The organism is Citrobacter amalonaticus (assembly GCF_018252635.1).
GTDB lineage: Bacteria > Pseudomonadota > Gammaproteobacteria > Enterobacterales > Enterobacteriaceae > Citrobacter_A > Citrobacter_A amalonaticus_E.
Window position 1 is genome coordinate 194,458 of record NZ_JAGTXM010000001.1, and the last position, 15,776, is coordinate 210,233.

Annotated in this window: 12 protein-coding genes; all 12 read left to right on the forward strand. The window is 51.3% G+C overall.

Annotated features, from left to right (window positions below; genetic code table 11):
* The first annotated feature begins 16 nt into the window (after positions 1-16).
* The 12 genes from KE671_RS00880 (at position 17) to tssE (ending at position 15,757) form a co-directional block, all read left to right on the forward strand.
* Complete coding sequence (locus KE671_RS00880) at positions 17-2,269, forward strand: hypothetical protein (protein ID WP_206161329.1); 2,253 nt, start codon at positions 17-19, stop codon at positions 2,267-2,269.
* A 21-nt stretch (positions 2,270-2,290) separates the two neighbouring features.
* A complete protein-coding gene (locus KE671_RS00885; RefSeq protein WP_206161330.1) occupies positions 2,291-3,175 on the forward strand; it encodes a formylglycine-generating enzyme family protein in 885 nt (294 codons plus the stop codon).
* Positions 3,176-3,275: 100 nt separating this feature from the next.
* The gene (locus KE671_RS00890; RefSeq protein ID WP_206161331.1) at positions 3,276-4,136 is read left to right on the forward strand and encodes a formylglycine-generating enzyme family protein; all 861 of its coding nucleotides are present in this window, start codon (positions 3,276-3,278) and stop codon (positions 4,134-4,136) included.
* Positions 4,137-4,153: 17 nt separating this feature from the next.
* Entirely contained in the window at positions 4,154-5,497 is a 1,344-nt protein-coding gene (locus KE671_RS00895; protein ID WP_206161332.1) for a hypothetical protein, read from the forward strand.
* 30 nt (positions 5,498-5,527) lie between these two features.
* Positions 5,528-5,794 carry a PAAR domain-containing protein gene (locus tag KE671_RS00900; protein WP_206161333.1) on the forward strand — a complete coding sequence of 89 codons (267 nt, stop codon included), beginning with the start codon at positions 5,528-5,530 and terminating at the stop codon, positions 5,792-5,794.
* Between the two features lie 3 nt (positions 5,795-5,797).
* Positions 5,798-6,952 carry a hypothetical protein gene (locus KE671_RS00905; protein ID WP_206161334.1) on the forward strand — a complete coding sequence of 385 codons (1,155 nt, stop codon included), beginning with the start codon at positions 5,798-5,800 and terminating at the stop codon, positions 6,950-6,952.
* On the forward strand, positions 6,939-10,358 hold the full coding sequence (locus KE671_RS00910; protein WP_206161335.1) for an ImcF-related family protein: 3,420 nt from the start codon (positions 6,939-6,941) through the stop codon (positions 10,356-10,358). The genes KE671_RS00905 and KE671_RS00910 overlap by 14 nt, the downstream gene beginning before the upstream one ends.
* Positions 10,358-11,953: a type VI secretion system protein TssA gene (gene tssA / locus KE671_RS00915; protein WP_206161336.1), complete on the forward strand. Its 1,596-nt coding sequence runs from the start codon at positions 10,358-10,360 to the stop codon at positions 11,951-11,953. The genes KE671_RS00910 and tssA overlap by 1 nt, the downstream gene beginning before the upstream one ends.
* Positions 11,954-11,973: 20 nt before the next feature.
* On the forward strand, positions 11,974-13,737 hold the full coding sequence (gene tssF, locus KE671_RS00920) for a type VI secretion system baseplate subunit TssF (protein WP_206161337.1): 1,764 nt from the start codon (positions 11,974-11,976) through the stop codon (positions 13,735-13,737).
* Positions 13,692-14,795 (forward strand): type VI secretion system baseplate subunit TssG, encoded by a 1,104-nt coding sequence (gene tssG / locus KE671_RS00925; RefSeq protein WP_206161338.1) that lies wholly within the window; start codon positions 13,692-13,694, stop codon positions 14,793-14,795. Before tssF ends, tssG begins: the two co-directional genes overlap by 46 nt.
* The gene (tssJ, locus tag KE671_RS00930) at positions 14,776-15,312 is read left to right on the forward strand and encodes a type VI secretion system lipoprotein TssJ (RefSeq protein WP_206161339.1); all 537 of its coding nucleotides are present in this window, start codon (positions 14,776-14,778) and stop codon (positions 15,310-15,312) included. The genes tssG and tssJ overlap by 20 nt, the downstream gene beginning before the upstream one ends.
* Positions 15,305-15,757, forward strand: coding sequence for a type VI secretion system baseplate subunit TssE (gene tssE / locus KE671_RS00935; RefSeq protein WP_206161340.1), 453 nt, complete (start codon positions 15,305-15,307; stop codon positions 15,755-15,757). The genes tssJ and tssE overlap by 8 nt, the downstream gene beginning before the upstream one ends.
* The last annotated feature ends 19 nt before the right edge of the window (positions 15,758-15,776 follow it).

The following is a 15,776-nucleotide window of genomic DNA, read 5'->3' on the forward strand; positions in this document are numbered from 1 at the left end:
TTCAGGGAGTTAGAAAATGACCAAAGGTACGCAGCAAAGTAGTCTGGATAACGTGAGTAAAAACACTGTTGTTGAGGGAGAAATCGGGCCTCAGGTTTATTTTCATCCGGGCAGTGCAACGTTACTTTGCGTTGATGCAAAAGATAACCGCTTACTCATACAGGAACAGCTGAAAATGACAGCGTTGCTGGAAAATCAGAAGAAAGCGCAGATTGCTCTGGATGAACTCAATTTCGAAATGTTGACTCAGGCAGGCAAACAACCGCAACGTGCTTATGACAGCAAACTTCAGAGTACCTATCAACAACTCAATGACGCTAACGAAAAATTAAAGGCAGAACTTAAAAGTCTGACTGCAAAGGTTCCCGAGGGGGAATTGCTTGATGAGAATTCAAAGGGTTCAGCTATCGGTCTTATGGAGTTGATTCCTCTTCAGAAGACTACCGGATTCAAGAGTACTTATGTCCGCTCCGATAAAATTCGCAGTCACTGGCGGAAGTACAAGCTCAGTGAGGTCGATAAGGAAAGCGGTGAGGCCAGCTTCATTAAATATACAGATAAAGAAGTTACTGGCGTTGATGCTAATGGGAATGAAACGAAAAAAACAGTTCGCTCGGGGAAAATTGATACCGAAGAGTTAAAAAAGCAATTAAAAGAAGCGTCGGTCAGTCTTAAGTTTGAAGATGAACTAATAGAAGACAGTAATGTTGTGCTTACTGACTGGGCGAAAAAAATGAATAAAGGGCTCACATGGCCCAAAGAAAATGATAAGCCCGACGATGAGTCTACTTATCATCAATATGTCGACATCAGCGCACAAGCTCAACTGATGCGATATAGCCAGGGGGCCGGGTTGTCTGCTGAATTTAACCCTTTAGAAAAGAAAGCCTCCGCGAAGATGGAAGGCCATTCAAGTTTTGCATTGGGTGAGGCAAAAGCGTCCGCTGAGCTTTTTATTCCCGATCGACTTGGTATTGCATTGTTGTTTCCTGCCAAAGCAACTGCGGGTGTAGCAGGTGGTGTCTGTAATATGGGGGCTATTCGTTACACGATTAATGCGGTGTTATCCGGTAACGCCGGGGCAAGCCTGGGGATTGAGCTGGGTGTAGAAGCCGATTTTAGTGGCGAAATGGCAAAGGGCTATGGAATTAAGGGAAGCCCGGCACGCCTGATTCCACCGCCACCACCTGGTCAGAGGCAGATTAATTTGACCCTTCCCCAGCCGGATGTTCAGGCAGGGGGGGAAATTGGCGCTTTTGCTGGTGTTCAGGCAGGAGGGAATGTCAGCGGTGCTATTGAATGGTTTGATCCACATCCCGATGATGGCAAGAAAAATGTTCAAGACAGTAACAAGCAAATTGTGAATAAAGAGGCGAAGTTTACTGCGATTGCCAAACTGACTCTTGGGGTAACTGCACAGGCTGGGGCAGGAGGGACTGCAGTTTTCTACGTAACATATATTAACAGCCGCTTCAGAATATATTGCAAAGCCGCTCTTTGCTGGGGTGTTGGTGCTAAAGGGTCTTTAGGCTTTGAAGTTGACGGTAATTCATTTGCGGCATTTATGAAAAGCTTTATGTATATGCTAAGAAATGTGGATTATCAGAAGTTAGAGCAAATGATGGAAGGTGATTCATTTCGTACTTTATGTGCAATCCCATTAATTATGGCTGCTCAAGGTATTCAAACTGGAGAGGCGATGCTTAAAAATATGGCTGCAACATTACAGCGTCTTGAAAAAGATATTCAAGATGAAAGTAAGCGAGTCAATTTAATGAACAGCATTTATGACAATCCCGACCAGTTAAAGTATACTCCTCCTGAAACAAAAGGTGCAGTTATAGCAATGCTGATTGATGTTAACTGGGCTGATTGGTTGGATCCTAGAAATCAAAATAACGACTTCTTTTCAGTAAATAGCTGGAAATTTGGGCCGTTGAAAAAAAGAAAGCAAACTATTTTCAAAGCACTTAAATGGGTACAAAGTAAGGCTGATTATAGTAATGTGATGCAACATCTTACTTTGTCCCCCGGTGAATCAAAAGGGAATAAAGAATATAATGAAAAAGATGTTGTTAAGTTTTTAGGTATTGGTGAGCGAAATTTATTTTTCTATACTAATTATGGCGAGAAATTGACTCTGTTATATAATCGGTTGCCTTTATCGGTTAGCCCAGATGAGCCCTTTAAACCCATTCCTGAGAACGAGATGTTGGAATTGCTGGCTATGATTGATGATCAACATCCAGCCGATACTATGCTTGCGTGATGTAATAACTAAGGACTTAATATGAACAGAATTATATCGACTACTGTGTTGGTATTGCTACTGACTGGCTGTGATTCCGCAAATTCTTCTGATGGCATTGAAATTACAAAGAGCCTTGTTGATAAGTCAATGTCAAATATGGTGCCTGTTCATGGTGGCAATTTTTTAATGGGGGATTTTGGTCCGTTAGTGGGCGATAAAATACCTTTCAGCATACAGCAAGATGATAAGAGATTACACAAGATTGTTTTGAGTGATTTTGAGATATCTAAATTTAAAGTTACTAATGAAGATTTTAATAAATATTTAATAGCTGTACGGAAGGACAAACCACCGTTAGACGTAATGGCAAAACGTCATCCATCACTTAAAAAAGGAGATTACCCAGCAGGTGTGATCTGGCAGGAAGCCAAGAATTATTGTATGTGGCTTGGTGAAAAATCAGGAAAAAAGGTTGATTTGCCTACAGAAGCCCAATGGGAATATGCTGCAAGATCTCGAGGGGAATATCATCCTTTTGCGACCAATAATGGTAAGTTTGAACCAGGAGTAAACTTACCCAGCCAAGACGAATTAGATAAATATACTGATGGACTTGGACTTCCCGTATATCCTGTAGGTAAGTATCCTCCAAATGGTTTAGGGCTCTACGATATGGGTTTAAGTGGCTCTGAATGGACTAATGACTGGTATTCAAAAGATTATTATTCAATCTCACCAGAAAAAGATCCTCAAGGACCAAAACAAGGAACAGAAAAAGTTTTACGTGGGTATGTCGGTGGCGATCGTCAATATGCATTAACTATGTTCAGGCAGTCATCCCCTCCGATACCTGATGGAGTGGATGACTATAAAAAATATGGTGTCAGTCAAACGTATGTTTTTCGATGTGTAGTTAACGAATAATTGTTAATGGTATCTGTTATTTTCATTATTTAATGGCTTGTTGCAATTTTGTCAATCGATTTGCGAAACACTGTATGGCATCTTTTTAAAGGATAGGTATGTGAAAAAAATAATTATTCTTCTCGCTTTCACTCTTGCCGCCTGTGACAACTCCTCCAAAAAATCAGAGCTAGCCAGTAAGTTAGTTGAAAAATCAATCTCAAATATGGTCGCTGTTAAAGGCGGAGAGTTTATGATGGGCGACTTTGGTCCTCTGGTTGGTGAGCATATACCTTATAGTATTCAGCAAGATGATAAGAAATTACATAAAGTGATGCTTAGCAACTTTATGATATCGAAATATAAGGTAACGAATAAAGACTACAATGCGTATCTTGAAATAACCGGTAAAAAACGACCGCCTATTAGTTCTTTTACCAAAGACTATCCGCTGCTGCTTGGAGATGATTACTCGGCGATCGCGACGTGGCAGCAGGCAAAAGATTATTGCTTATGGCTTGGAGAGCACTCAGGCAAAAAAGTTGATTTACCTACCGAAGCTCAATGGGAGTATGCCGCACGTTCAGAAGGCAAATATTTACCCTTTGCAACTGATAATGGAAAGATTGAGCGTGGCAGAAATTATCCAACTTATGATGAGTTAGATAAATATACTGGTGGGTTAGGGCTTCCAATTTATCCAGTAGGTAAATATCCACCAAATCCTTTGGGCCTTTATGATATGGGATTAAGTGGAAAAGAATGGACCAATGACTGGTATTCATTAGATTACTATTCACATTCTCCAGTCAAAAATCCTCAGGGGCCAGCAAAAGGAGAAAAGAAAGTTCTACGCGGAGCTGTTGGTGGGGATGACCAATATGCGTTAACGATGTTCAGGCAATCTTCACCACCAAGTCCAAAATCAGAAGACGATCATGATTATGACGATGGTGTTTTTCGGTGTGTAGTTAACGACTAGATAAAATGGATTTATGTATGAAATTAACACTCCCTAAAGTTCTTGTTGTTTTTTGTACATTGCTTTTTTCATTAAATTCTCTTGCGAGTAACCAGTATTATCTTGTTAGAGATATTAAGAACCTCAATCTGTACTTATGGGATGGTCCAGATGTTAAAGATCGAATGCTAATTGGATACAATTTATCCGGCGGCATGGATTTCAATGCGACTACCGGGGTTATCTGTGGTGGGGTAGGTGGAGCAAGTCATTATCTATGGGCTGCTGACGTTAAGTCCGGGGTTAAGAGAATACAGTTTCGACCGAGAGATGTGTACTCCAACGTTGCCCCCATGAATAATGTTATCATTTCTTCAAGTGATGGCCATTGTATCTTTACTGACGGGAATGGTTTTTATTCTTACAACATTGACACCCCTGTATCCAGAATCATGTTTTCCGGGGCAGCAAGCAAAGCCTCAGAGAAAGCTCACCGAGTTTTCTTTAACGATAAAAATAATGTAACCATTGCTCTTTTTGATAAGCACTTTTCTCTTTTATCAAAGAGCATGAAGGGTAATAAGCTGACAGTGGTCCATTTTCCAAAAAGCATAAATTATTCACTTAAATCACTTGGCGATTTTGCCTCTCTTTCTGATAATGGAGACACTTTATACACAACTGCATCTGTTGAAGATAATGATGGGTATGGGTTCTCTGCGATATTGTCAATTAATGTGCAGAGTGGAAATGTTAATAATATTTTATTGCCTTATTTGGATGGGGTTAAGTATAAAGTAAAACAATTTTATATTGTTGATGGTGGGCATGAAATTGCACTGCTTCTTGAGGGAAAAGCAAAGCCTGCATGGTATGTTTACACAGTGAATGCTGCATCAGGAAATAATTCTGAAAGCAGCAGTGATAACTACAAATTACTTTTTAATAAATACGATGCAGGATTAGAGACTGTACAATACCCAGCCGGTGATGACTACTTTTATTCCGTGACTACAGATAAGGGATATTTAATAAAAATAGATCTTTCTGGTGGTTTTAATGTCACCTCCTTTGATGTTAAAGGTGAAATGAATGGTGCGGTTACGGTTTCGCACGGTGATGCTGCTTATCCGTTTGTAGAACCCAAACTATCCAGCCCAAAGAAAGGTGGTGCTGTGAAAGTGCTGGGTGATTATATGGTTTGTAAGGATTTGAATAACTCTCCTGACGAAAAGAACTGTGGCTCGGCAAGAACTGGTGTTGATGCCATTGTTCTGGAAATAAGAACTATTGAATCTCAGCAATTTGTGAAGATATCGGCAGAGAAAGATCCGACTCTGGTTTTCTGGACGGTTATTGAAAATGTACAGCCAGTCAATTAATTACTTTTTTATAGCAAAAGGAAGATTGTCATGTCCAAAGGATTCATATTACTCGGTGATAAAACTACACATGGGGGGCAGGTGCTTTCAGCGTCATCGACCATGATTGTTAATGGTAAAAAGGTTGCACTGATCGGAGACAAAGTTAGCTGTCCGAAAGAAGGACATGGTGTTAATACCATTATTGAAGGTTCGCCTGAATGGTCTTCAGACGGTAAAGCGATTGCTGTGGATGGTTGCCGCTGTGAATGTGGTTGCCAGCTGATATCCAGCGCGCCGGACTGTGTAATAGGATAACTAATGAGCTGGGAGCGTCAGAAATCAACGGTATCCAGGAAGCCTGAAGAGCCTTCCTTTGTTCTTTGGCTTATGTTGGGAGTTGTTGCAGTTGTAGGGAGTGTGATGCTGTTCGTCCTGCATGCTAATAAGCTTTCAGGGCCTTTACAGGCATTCAATATTTGGGTCGTCACAGCAAGCCCCATAGTTTTCTGGTTTTTCTTCCTTTGCCTGCGGGCTTGGGTCTTCAATAGTGCATTTGATAAGCACGAGTTCGAGGCTAATGAGGCTGATTACGCCCAGCAACAATGGACTGAATGGGCCGGGAGAAACATTGCAGTGCTCCATAGCAGTGTCATTTTTCCGGAGGCTCTGACGCCATCTCGCTTTTTGCAGGCCTCAGCAGAGCAGATGCAGCACACAACTTTGACGCGGCATTTTCATCACCCAGCTCAAGAAAATTTCTTCTCACAACTACTTGAATGTGCGAGTGATGCCCTGGCCAGGGTTCCATCAGACTTACCCCTTAATGCCTCTTTGCTGACGGATTTGCAGGAAGATCCCCTGAAACTGCAGGACGAATTTGCAAAGGCCTGGCAGGGCACAGTTCCTTTGCACCCTGTCCCTGCTTTGAATATACAGGCCGCAAAGACCTTTATATGGCTGGAAGAACGGATCAAATCGCCAACACTGGATGTGGATCTTATTCTGGTGCATCAGACTCAGGGGAAAGGGCGTTACAGCGACATCCTGGCCTCTTTGTTGCTGACATCAGATGATGTTGCCACTAAATATCAACTTACACATGATGCCTGCCTGCTACGACCAATGTCGTTAGATATGGTTCATATCGGTCAATCATTGGATACGTTTTTCTCGACGCAAACTCAGGCCTGTGCCACCGCCAGTATTGTCGGCGACAGAGTGGAATGGGGTAATGCATTTTCTGATTTGCTCGCAGCGACACAAGATTATGGCGGTCACTGGAAACCTGAACAACTCCACTGGCTGGAACAATATGCCGGGCTTAGCGGCCCCTTTTCTCCATGGATAATGGCCGCAGTAGCCAGCGATATCGTGAATATACAAAAAGCCGACTGTCTGATGCTTTCTACAGATGGTGAGCGGAAATTTATTAATACAGTGCAAACAGGGAACCGAAACGATGACAACGGGTGATTCAGCATGGCGTGGAGGCTGGGGAAGACTGGGTTTCTCCGCGCTTTTGGCAGGGGGGATTGCCTGGGGTATCTGGCACTTCGGAGACCAGATGGGGTTGCATACCCCATTTCTAAAAGGGCTGGTCATTGCCTGTGCCCTGATTTTATTGATGATGCTGCGCCATGGCAAAACCATCACGCTCGCTATTAAACAGGGCTGGCATCGTTTTCAGGCAAAGCGCCAAAACGTGCTGCCAGCCGATGAAGGCCGCGTCAGGCAGACCGCACCACGCAACGTCACCGTCGACACCATCCGTGCAGCCATGCGCAAACTCTACGGCCGACGCTGGGGGCGTAAAACGCGCATCCTGCTGATAACAGGTACTTCCGCTGAGGTTGAGCAACTGACCCCAGGTCTGACAGGCCAGCTCTGGCAGGAAGATCGCGGCACACTGTTGCTGTGGGGCGGTGACCTCAATACACCAGCAGACAGTGCCTGGCTGACCGCGCTGCTCAAACTTCGCCGCCGTCCGGTAGATGGTCTGGTGTGGGTTACCTCCGCTTTTGATCAGCTCTCAGCACCTGGGCTGGAGCTGCCGCTGCCGGTACCGTCTGAAAGCACCATGGACTCCCTGTCTCATGCTATCAGCGCACGTATGGAAACGCTTGGCTGGAAACTTCCGCTGTATGTCTGGTCCCTGCATCCGCGCGCCGGTAAGCCGGAAGGGCGCATTACGCAGGCGACCGGCTGCCTGCTGCCCGCCGGATGTCGTACTGAGGGACTGGCAGAGCAACTCGCTGCCCTGACGCCGGATTTGACTTCACAGGGTCTGCTGCAGACCTGCGGCGAGGTGAAACATAACTTCCTGCTGGCGCTTGCCGACCAACTTATTCGTGAACCGGAGAGCGTGACTGCACCGCTGTCGGTGATGCTCAATCCGTACCGCCCGCTGCCGCTGGCCGGCGTGGTGTTCAGTCAGCCCTCAGCCGGTGCTGAACGTGCCGTGCCGCACCACTGGGGCATGGATAAGCGCTGGGATGTTCTGCCTGAATCCGTCCGGGCGCTTCCTGCCGGGCTGCGTCCGCGTAAACCGGGCATTCCATGGCGCAAAGTATTTGCGTCAGTTGTCGCCCTGGTGATGGTGGGCTGGGCTGTGTGGATGAGCATCGCGTATGTCACCAACCGCAGCCAGATAGACGGTGCGAATGCCCAGGTCACTCTTGTTGCCCGACAGAATCAGCCCCTGGAACAGCGTCTGCACGCGCTGTCTGAACTGCAGAAAACGCTGGCTCGTCTGCAGTACCGTGCTGAGCACGGTGTGCCATGGTATGAGCAGGCTGGACTGAGTCAGAATAACGCCCTGCTGGCCGCACTCTGGCCACGCTATCAGGACAGCGCCTTGCCGCTGCTACGTGATGCGGCTGCAAACCATCTTCAGACCCAACTCAATGCCTTTAATGCGCTGCCGCCGGACAGTCCGCTGCGTGAGCAGATGGCAAAAGCGGCCTATGACCAGCTCAAGCTCTACCTGATGCTGGCGCGTCCGGAGCATATGGATGCCGCATGGTTCAGCTCTGCGTTGTTGCAGGAGTGGCCGAAGCGTGACGGCGTGAAAGGCGGTGTCTGGCAAGGAATGGCCTCGTCACTGCTGTCGTTCTATGGCGCACAGCTGGTTGCGCATCCGGAGTGGAAGCTCCGTGCCGATGAGGACATGGTTAGCCAGGCGCGTTCGCTGCTGGTTCGCCTGATGGGCGTACGCAACAGTGAAGCTACCCTGTACCAGAAGATGCTCTCTGAGGTGGCGCACCTGTATGTCGACATGCGCCTTGAAGATATGACCGGTGATACCGACGCCGCTCGCCTGTTCAGTACCACAGAGGTCGTGCCGGGGATGTTCACCCGTCAGGCATGGGAGCAAGCCGTGCAGCCTGCGATAGAGAACATGGTGAAGGCGCGCAGGGACGAACTCGACTGGGTGCTCACGGACAGTAAGCGTCAGGTGAATAAACAGGATGAAGCCTCCCCGGAAGTGCTGAAAAATCGCCTGACGGAACGTTACTTTGCTGATTTTGGTGGTGCCTGGCTTGAGTTTCTCAACAGCTTGCGGCTTCGCCAGGCTGCTACGCTGTCGGATTCCATTGACCAACTGACCCTGATGGCCGACGTGCGTCAGTCACCTCTGGTGGCGCTGATGAACACCCTGAATGTGCAGGGGCGTACCGGGCAAACCGGGGACGCTATTTCGGATTCTCTGGTCAAATCAGCGAAGAATCTGCTGGGTGGTGATAGCCAGGATGCCATTGACCAGAACGCAGGTACGCACGGCCCGCTGGATGCGACCTTCGGTCCGGTGCTGGCGCTGATGGACAAGAACCGCATGGGTGCACAGGATCAAAGTCTGCAGTCGTTCCTGACCCGCGTGACCCAGGTACGCCTGCGCCTGCAGCAGGTGACCAATGCCGCCGACCCGCAGGCAATGACCCAGACCATCGCCCAGACCGTATTCCAGGGCAAAGCCGTGGATCTGACCGAAACCCGTGACTACGGCAGCCTGATTGCCGCCGGTCTGGGACAGGAGTGGAGTGGTTTTGGTCGCACCGTGTTCGTGAACCCGATGGAGCAGGCCTGGCATCAGGTGCTGACACCGGCGGCAGACAGCCTGAATGCCCAGTGGCAACAGGCGGTGGTTGCTGAGTGGAATTCCGCATTTGGTGGGCGCTATCCGTTCAACGAATCCAGCAGCGACGTCTCCCTGCCACTGCTGGCTAAATACCTCAACGCGGATTCCGGGCGTATCGCCCAGTTCCTGCAGACCCGCCTCAAAGGCGTGCTGCATAAGGAAGGTAACCGCTGGGTACCGGACAGTATCAATTCGCAGGGGCTCGTTTTTAACCCGGCCTTTCTTAATGCCATCAACACCCTGAGTTACATCTCGGATGTAGCCTTCACCGAAGGCAATGCCGGGATGAATTTCGAGTTGCGTCCAGGTACCGCCGATGGCGTGATGCAGACCGATATGATTATCGACAGCCAGAAGCTGACTTATGTCAACCAGATGCCTGCATGGAAGCGCTTTACCTGGCCTGCGGATACGGAAGCACCCGGGGCAAACCTGAGCTGGATTAGCACTCAGGCGGGCACCCGCCAGTACGCCGATATTCCCGGTAGCTGGGGCTGGATACGCCTGCTGGATCACGCCACCGTCAATGCTTACCCGGGAGTCGGCAGCAGTTACAGCCTGTCCTGGAAAGCACAGGATGGGCGCACCCTCAATTACACCCTGCGTACTGAAGCCGGCGAGGGCCCGCTGGCGCTGCTGAAATTGCGTAATTTTCGTCTGCCGGAGACCATCTTCAGTACCACCGGCGTCGCACCGTCAGACACGGTGGCAGATATGGTCAGTGACGAGGGGGATGCCTATTAATGAGCACACTCAATACATTACTCAGCGCCTGCCAGACTGAACAGGAATCACTGCTTGCCGCCACCCGTGAACGGGTGGCGCAGTGGGATAACTGGCTACAACCGCTTTCTGGCTCATCGCCTGTTGGAGTGGATCCTGGCTATGACGATGACTTCCAGCAGATTCGCGAGGAAATTAATAAGCTCTCTGGCGCCAACACGGAGCTTATTTGCCAGTATGCAGAAAAGATTCTAACCACTGTCGCCAAAGATATTCGTGTGGCAACCTGGTACTGCTGGGCGAAGCTGCACCGTGAAGGCGAGCAGGGACTGGCGGAAGGCCTTGAACTGTTGGCCGGGTTGATAGAACGTTTCGGCGCGCAACTTCATCCACAGCGTGACCGCAGCCGTAAGGCGGCAATGGAATGGCTGGCCGGGTCGCGTATGAGTGACTCTCTTTCCCTGTACCCGGAAGTGGTCAGGATCGATGCGATGCGTACCACCGGGGCACTGCTGTTGATAGCAGAACTGACCAAAAATGAGCCCGATGAAACCCGTCCGGAACTTAATGCCCTGTACGGCGCGCTGGATAGTCGTCTGCAGAAAGCAGGCGGCGTGGATGCGGTCGTGCCGCAGAACGCCAGTACCAGTGACGCACCTCCCCCGGCGAGCCACAGCGATGCCCCGGACATCGGGCGTATCACCTCCGGTCAGGATTTACTGGCCCAGGCCCGCACCCTCTCCGAATACCTGCGCGAACAGCCCGATGGCTGGCTGTCAGCGCACCATCTGATGAAAAGCCTGCGCCACGATACCCTGCGGACCATTCCGGCCCCGGATGCCCAGGGCCGTACCCGCATCGAACCGCCCAGAGCAGACCAGCGGGCGTTACTTAAACGGCTCTACTTGCAACAGAACTGGACTGAAATGCTGGAAACGGCCGACAGTACATTTTCTCGTGGCGCCAATCACCTGTGGCTGGATTTGCAGTGGTATATCCACCAGTCCCTGACGAAATCCGGCCAGGAGACGCTGGCTGACATTGTCGCGGCTGACCTGAAAGGGCTGTTGTCTCGCTTGTCGGGGCTGGAGACGCTGGCGTTCAGTGACGGTACCCCGTTTGCGGACGAAGTGACGCTGAACTGGATCCAGCAGAGCGTGCTGGAGACTACAGGCGGGTGGGGTAATGACCCGCCATCAGCCCCGGTAACTGCCGGTAACGACGACATCCTGGCACTGGAGCCAGAAGCTGTGACGCTGGCGGACAGCGAAGGCCCGGATGCGGCGCTGGGCTGGTTACAGAATCGCCCTGGCGTCACCACGGCGCGTCAGAAGTGGCTGCTGCGCCTGGTGATGGGACGCATTGCAGAGCAGTACGGTAAAAATGAGCTGGCGATGCACCTGTTTTCTGAACTGGGCGCTCGAGCTGGTGAGGTTACTCTCACGGACTGGGAGCCAGAACTGTTGTTTGAGGTACAGGCCCGTCATCTGAAACTGCTCAGACTGAAAGCCGTTCGCAGTGAGGCTGATAAGGTGCGCCTTACACCAGCAATGGACCAGCTACTCGCTGGGTTGATCGCAGTCGATCCTGCCCGTGCCGCCGTGCTTTGCGGTTAAATCCACAGGAACAGAAATAAATGGAAGATTTGACCCTGCGTTATTACGACGCGGAAATGCGCTATCTGCGTGAAGCGGCGAAAGAATTCGCCCAGACCCATCCCGATCGCGCAGCGATGCTCGATCTGGATAAAGCCGGTACACCCGATCCCTATGTTGAACGTCTGTTTGAAGGCTTTGCTTTCTCTATGGGACGGCTGCGGGAAAAGATTGACGACGACCTGCCGGAGCTGACCGAAGGGCTGGTCAGCATGCTCTGGCCACATTATCTGCGCACCATTCCGTCGCTCTCGCTGGTGGCTCTGACCCCGGCGCTGCATGCCATGAAAATGGTGGAAGTGGTGCCGGCGGGCCTTGAGATTTATTCTCGTCCGGTTGGGCCGAAGAACACCGTCTGTCGTTACCGCACCACCCAGGAGGTGATGCTCAAGCCTCTGAATATCTCAGGGGTGACCATGACCACTGAGCCTGATGGTCGCTCGCTGCTGCGGATGCGCTTTGCCTGCAGCACGCAGGCGGACTGGTCCAGTGCTGACCTCAGCCGCCTGAGCCTGTATCTCGGGGCGGATGCGCCGATCAGCAGCCAACTGCATCTGATGCTGACGAAACGGCAGGCGGCTCTGTACATGCGTCTGCCGGGACAGACCGACCGTATTCGACTGGACGGGTATTTTTCCCCGGGCGGATTTGCGGAGGAAGACGGACTCTGGCCGAAAGGCGATACCGCCTTCAGCGGCTACCGGCTGCTGCTGGAGTACTTCACCTTCCGGGAGAAGTTTATGTTTGTCCACCTCAACGGCCTGGATGGCATTACACCGCCTGCCGGAGCGGAGTATTTCGACATTGAAGTCGTGTTCAGCACACCGTGGCCGTCTGACCTGCCGGTCACCGATGATGCCGTTCGACTGCACTGCGTGCCGGTCATTAATCTGTTCACCCTGGAAGCAGACCCGCTCACCATCTCGGGGCTTGAAAGTGAGTACCTGCTACGCCCCAAACGACTACAGGACGGACATACCGAGATTTATTCGGTGGATACAGTCACCGGCTCAAACCGGACCAGTGATGCCGAATACGTCCCGTTCAGTAGCTTCCGCCACAAGGGCGGGATGATGCGCCGTCATGCGCCGCCCCGGTATTACCACACTCGTGTAAAGCGCAGCGTGACCGGGTTGTATGACACCTGGCTTATCCTTGGGGGGCACCAGTGGGAAGAGGACCGCCTGTTTGAGCGTGAAGCTGTCTCGCTGCAAATCACAGGCACCAACGGTCAGTTACCACGTCGGGCGTTGCAAAGCACACTGCTGGACCGCTGTGAGCAGGTGGTGGATACGCAGTTGACGGTGCGCAACCTCTGCAAGCCCACGCTGCCGGTATACCCGCCTGCGGAAGACCGTTTCCACTGGCGGGTGTTGAGTCACCTGGGTTCCGGGTTCCTGAATATGATGAGTACTGCTGAAGTACTGCGTGGAACGCTGGCGCTCTATAACTGGCAGGAAGACGAGCTGAATACCCGACGCCTGGAGGCTATTCAGCATGTAACGCATCACCGCCTGCAGCGATTTGAACAGGGCTATCTGCTACGGGGCCTGGATATTGAAGTCACCCTCGACAGCAACGGGTTTACGGGGGAGGGCGATATCCACCTGTTTGGTGAAATGCTTAACCGCTTCTTCGCACTCTATGCCGACATGAACCAGTTCAACCAGCTCACCCTCATCGTACAGCCAGAAGGAAAATGCATCCGGTGGAAAGAGAATCACAGTCCACGCCTGCCCGGCTGATGGTGCAGCTACGGCAGCATCTGCCGTACATGAACTTTTATCGCTTCTGTCAGTTACTGGAGCAGAGCCAGCCAGATAAACCGGTCACTGGCAGTACCTGGCAGGTGCGACAGGAGCCGGTGCGCTTTCGTCCACATCCGGGGATGGGATTCCCGGCTTCTGAAATCAAAGGAGCTGAGCCGCCTGAGCATCCGCACCTGCCGCCCACGGTGCGCGTCACCTTTATGGGGCTTTACGGGGTAGAGTCGCCGCTACCGACGCACTATATCGATGACATCGCCCAGCGGCGCGAAGGGTATGAAGCCACGGCGGATTTCCTTGATATCTTCAACCACCGGTTGATTGCCCAGTACTACCGCATCTGGCGGAAATACTCGTACCCGGCGACCTTCGAAGAAGGCGGCAGGGACAAAACGTCGCAGTACCTGCTGGGCCTGGCAGGACTCGGCATCAACGGCTGTACGGACAGCATCGCCGCCCCCGCGTCACGCTTTCTGGCCCTGCTGCCGGTGATGCTATTACCAGGGCGGACTGCAGAAGGCATGGCCTCGCTGGTGCGTCTGCTGGCACCCAATACGCATGCGAAAATATGGCACCACGACAAGCGCCGTGTGCCGCTGAAGAAACCTCTGACCATGAGCGTGCGCCAGCCTGTCGCCCTGGCAAACCGTCCGGTGATGGGCAACTATGCCACCGACGTGAATAGCCAGGTACTGATGCGCCTGACCACCACCGACCCGGTTGAAGTGCAGGGCTGGCTGCCCGATGGCGAGCTGCACACGGACCTGATGGCACTGCTGCATGTCTATCTCGGCTCACGCCTCGATGTGCGGTTACAGCTGTGTGTGGATCGTAGTCTGCTGCCTGACGCGACCATGAGCAGTAAACCTAAAGTCTGGGCAGTGCAACTGGGCCGCACTGCCGTGATGCGACCACTGAATGCGGCTAAGACCGCATCACACCCCAAAACAATCACCATTAATCTGGGCCGCTATGAGCGGATACAGGAAAATATTCACCGCAGGGAGACCGATGAAGATGGCGATTACCGCTGGTAAAATCCCTCTGGCTGCGCTGGCCGCCGGTATCACATTGATGCTGGCTGGCTGTGGGCTGACTCAGAGCATCACGGACGGCACTGTCGCCGTCACCAAATCCATTTTTTATAAACAGGTGAAAACCCTGCATCTCGACATTCGCGCCCGTGAGGCAGTAAACCACAATGCGGGCGGGGTGGCGCTGTCCACCGTCGTACGCATCTACCAGCTTAAAGACCGCAAAACATTCGATACGACGGACTATCCATCACTGTTTAAAGCTGACAGTCAGGCGATTAAGGCGGACCTGGTGGCAGAGAAAGACATTCGCCTGCAGCCGGGAGGCGCGGTGATGGTCGATATGCCAATGGAGGAGGGAGTGCAGTATGTGGCTGTGGCTGGCATGTTTATGTCGCCGGACCAGGAGCGCAACACCTGGCGGATTGTCCTTTCCCGTGATGAACTCGATCCGGATAAAGCCCGCGTCATCGAGGCGGGGAACAACCAGCTGACCTTGCAGGCACTGAAAGATGAGTGAATCATCCCGCCCTTCGTTGTATGAAACGCTCTACGGCAACTTTAGTGGTGGCCTCGACCTGCATCAGGTCAGCGAGCAAAACCAGGTGATTTTGTCGGTGCTGGATAATATGCAGCGTATTCTCAACAGCCGTGCAGGTGCGCTGGCTCATCTGCCGGACTATGGTTTGCCCGATATGACCAAAATCCTGCAGGGGATGCCGGGCACGGCCCATGAGCTGATGGGAACCCTGTCTGCTGTTCTGCTCAAATATGAGTCACGTCTGAAAAAAATAGCCGTTGTCCTGCTGGAGCAGGACGTCCCCGGTGAACTGCGCTATGCCATTGACGCTGAGTTGAAGGGGGTCGGTCTGGTGCGTTACGGCACCGAATTTATGCCCGAAGGACGGGTACTACTGCGACACATGAAACAGCAGCAGTATCTGGATCCGCGGCACCCGGTTTAAATTCTCTTTTCTCCTGAGC

What these genes read in the sequence shown, in the direction of transcription:
- tssJ (WP_206161339.1), top strand. Translation starts at nt 14,776, where the DNA reads ATGGCGATTACCGCTGGTAAAATCCCTCTGGCTGCGCTGGCCGCCGGT.
- KE671_RS00905 (WP_206161334.1), top strand. Translation starts at nt 5,798, where the DNA reads ATGAGCTGGGAGCGTCAGAAATCAACGGTATCCAGGAAGCCTGAAGAG.
- KE671_RS00885 (WP_206161330.1), top strand. Translation starts at nt 2,291, where the DNA reads ATGAACAGAATTATATCGACTACTGTGTTGGTATTGCTACTGACTGGC.
- tssF (WP_206161337.1), top strand. Translation starts at nt 11,974, where the DNA reads ATGGAAGATTTGACCCTGCGTTATTACGACGCGGAAATGCGCTATCTG.
- KE671_RS00895 (WP_206161332.1), top strand. Translation starts at nt 4,154, where the DNA reads ATGAAATTAACACTCCCTAAAGTTCTTGTTGTTTTTTGTACATTGCTT.
- KE671_RS00900 (WP_206161333.1), top strand. Translation starts at nt 5,528, where the DNA reads ATGTCCAAAGGATTCATATTACTCGGTGATAAAACTACACATGGGGGG.
- tssE (WP_206161340.1), top strand. Translation starts at nt 15,305, where the DNA reads ATGAGTGAATCATCCCGCCCTTCGTTGTATGAAACGCTCTACGGCAAC.
- KE671_RS00880 (WP_206161329.1), top strand. Translation starts at nt 17, where the DNA reads ATGACCAAAGGTACGCAGCAAAGTAGTCTGGATAACGTGAGTAAAAAC.
- tssA (WP_206161336.1), top strand. Translation starts at nt 10,358, where the DNA reads ATGAGCACACTCAATACATTACTCAGCGCCTGCCAGACTGAACAGGAA.
- KE671_RS00910 (WP_206161335.1), top strand. Translation starts at nt 6,939, where the DNA reads ATGACAACGGGTGATTCAGCATGGCGTGGAGGCTGGGGAAGACTGGGT.
- tssG (WP_206161338.1), top strand. Translation starts at nt 13,692, where the DNA reads ATGCATCCGGTGGAAAGAGAATCACAGTCCACGCCTGCCCGGCTGATG.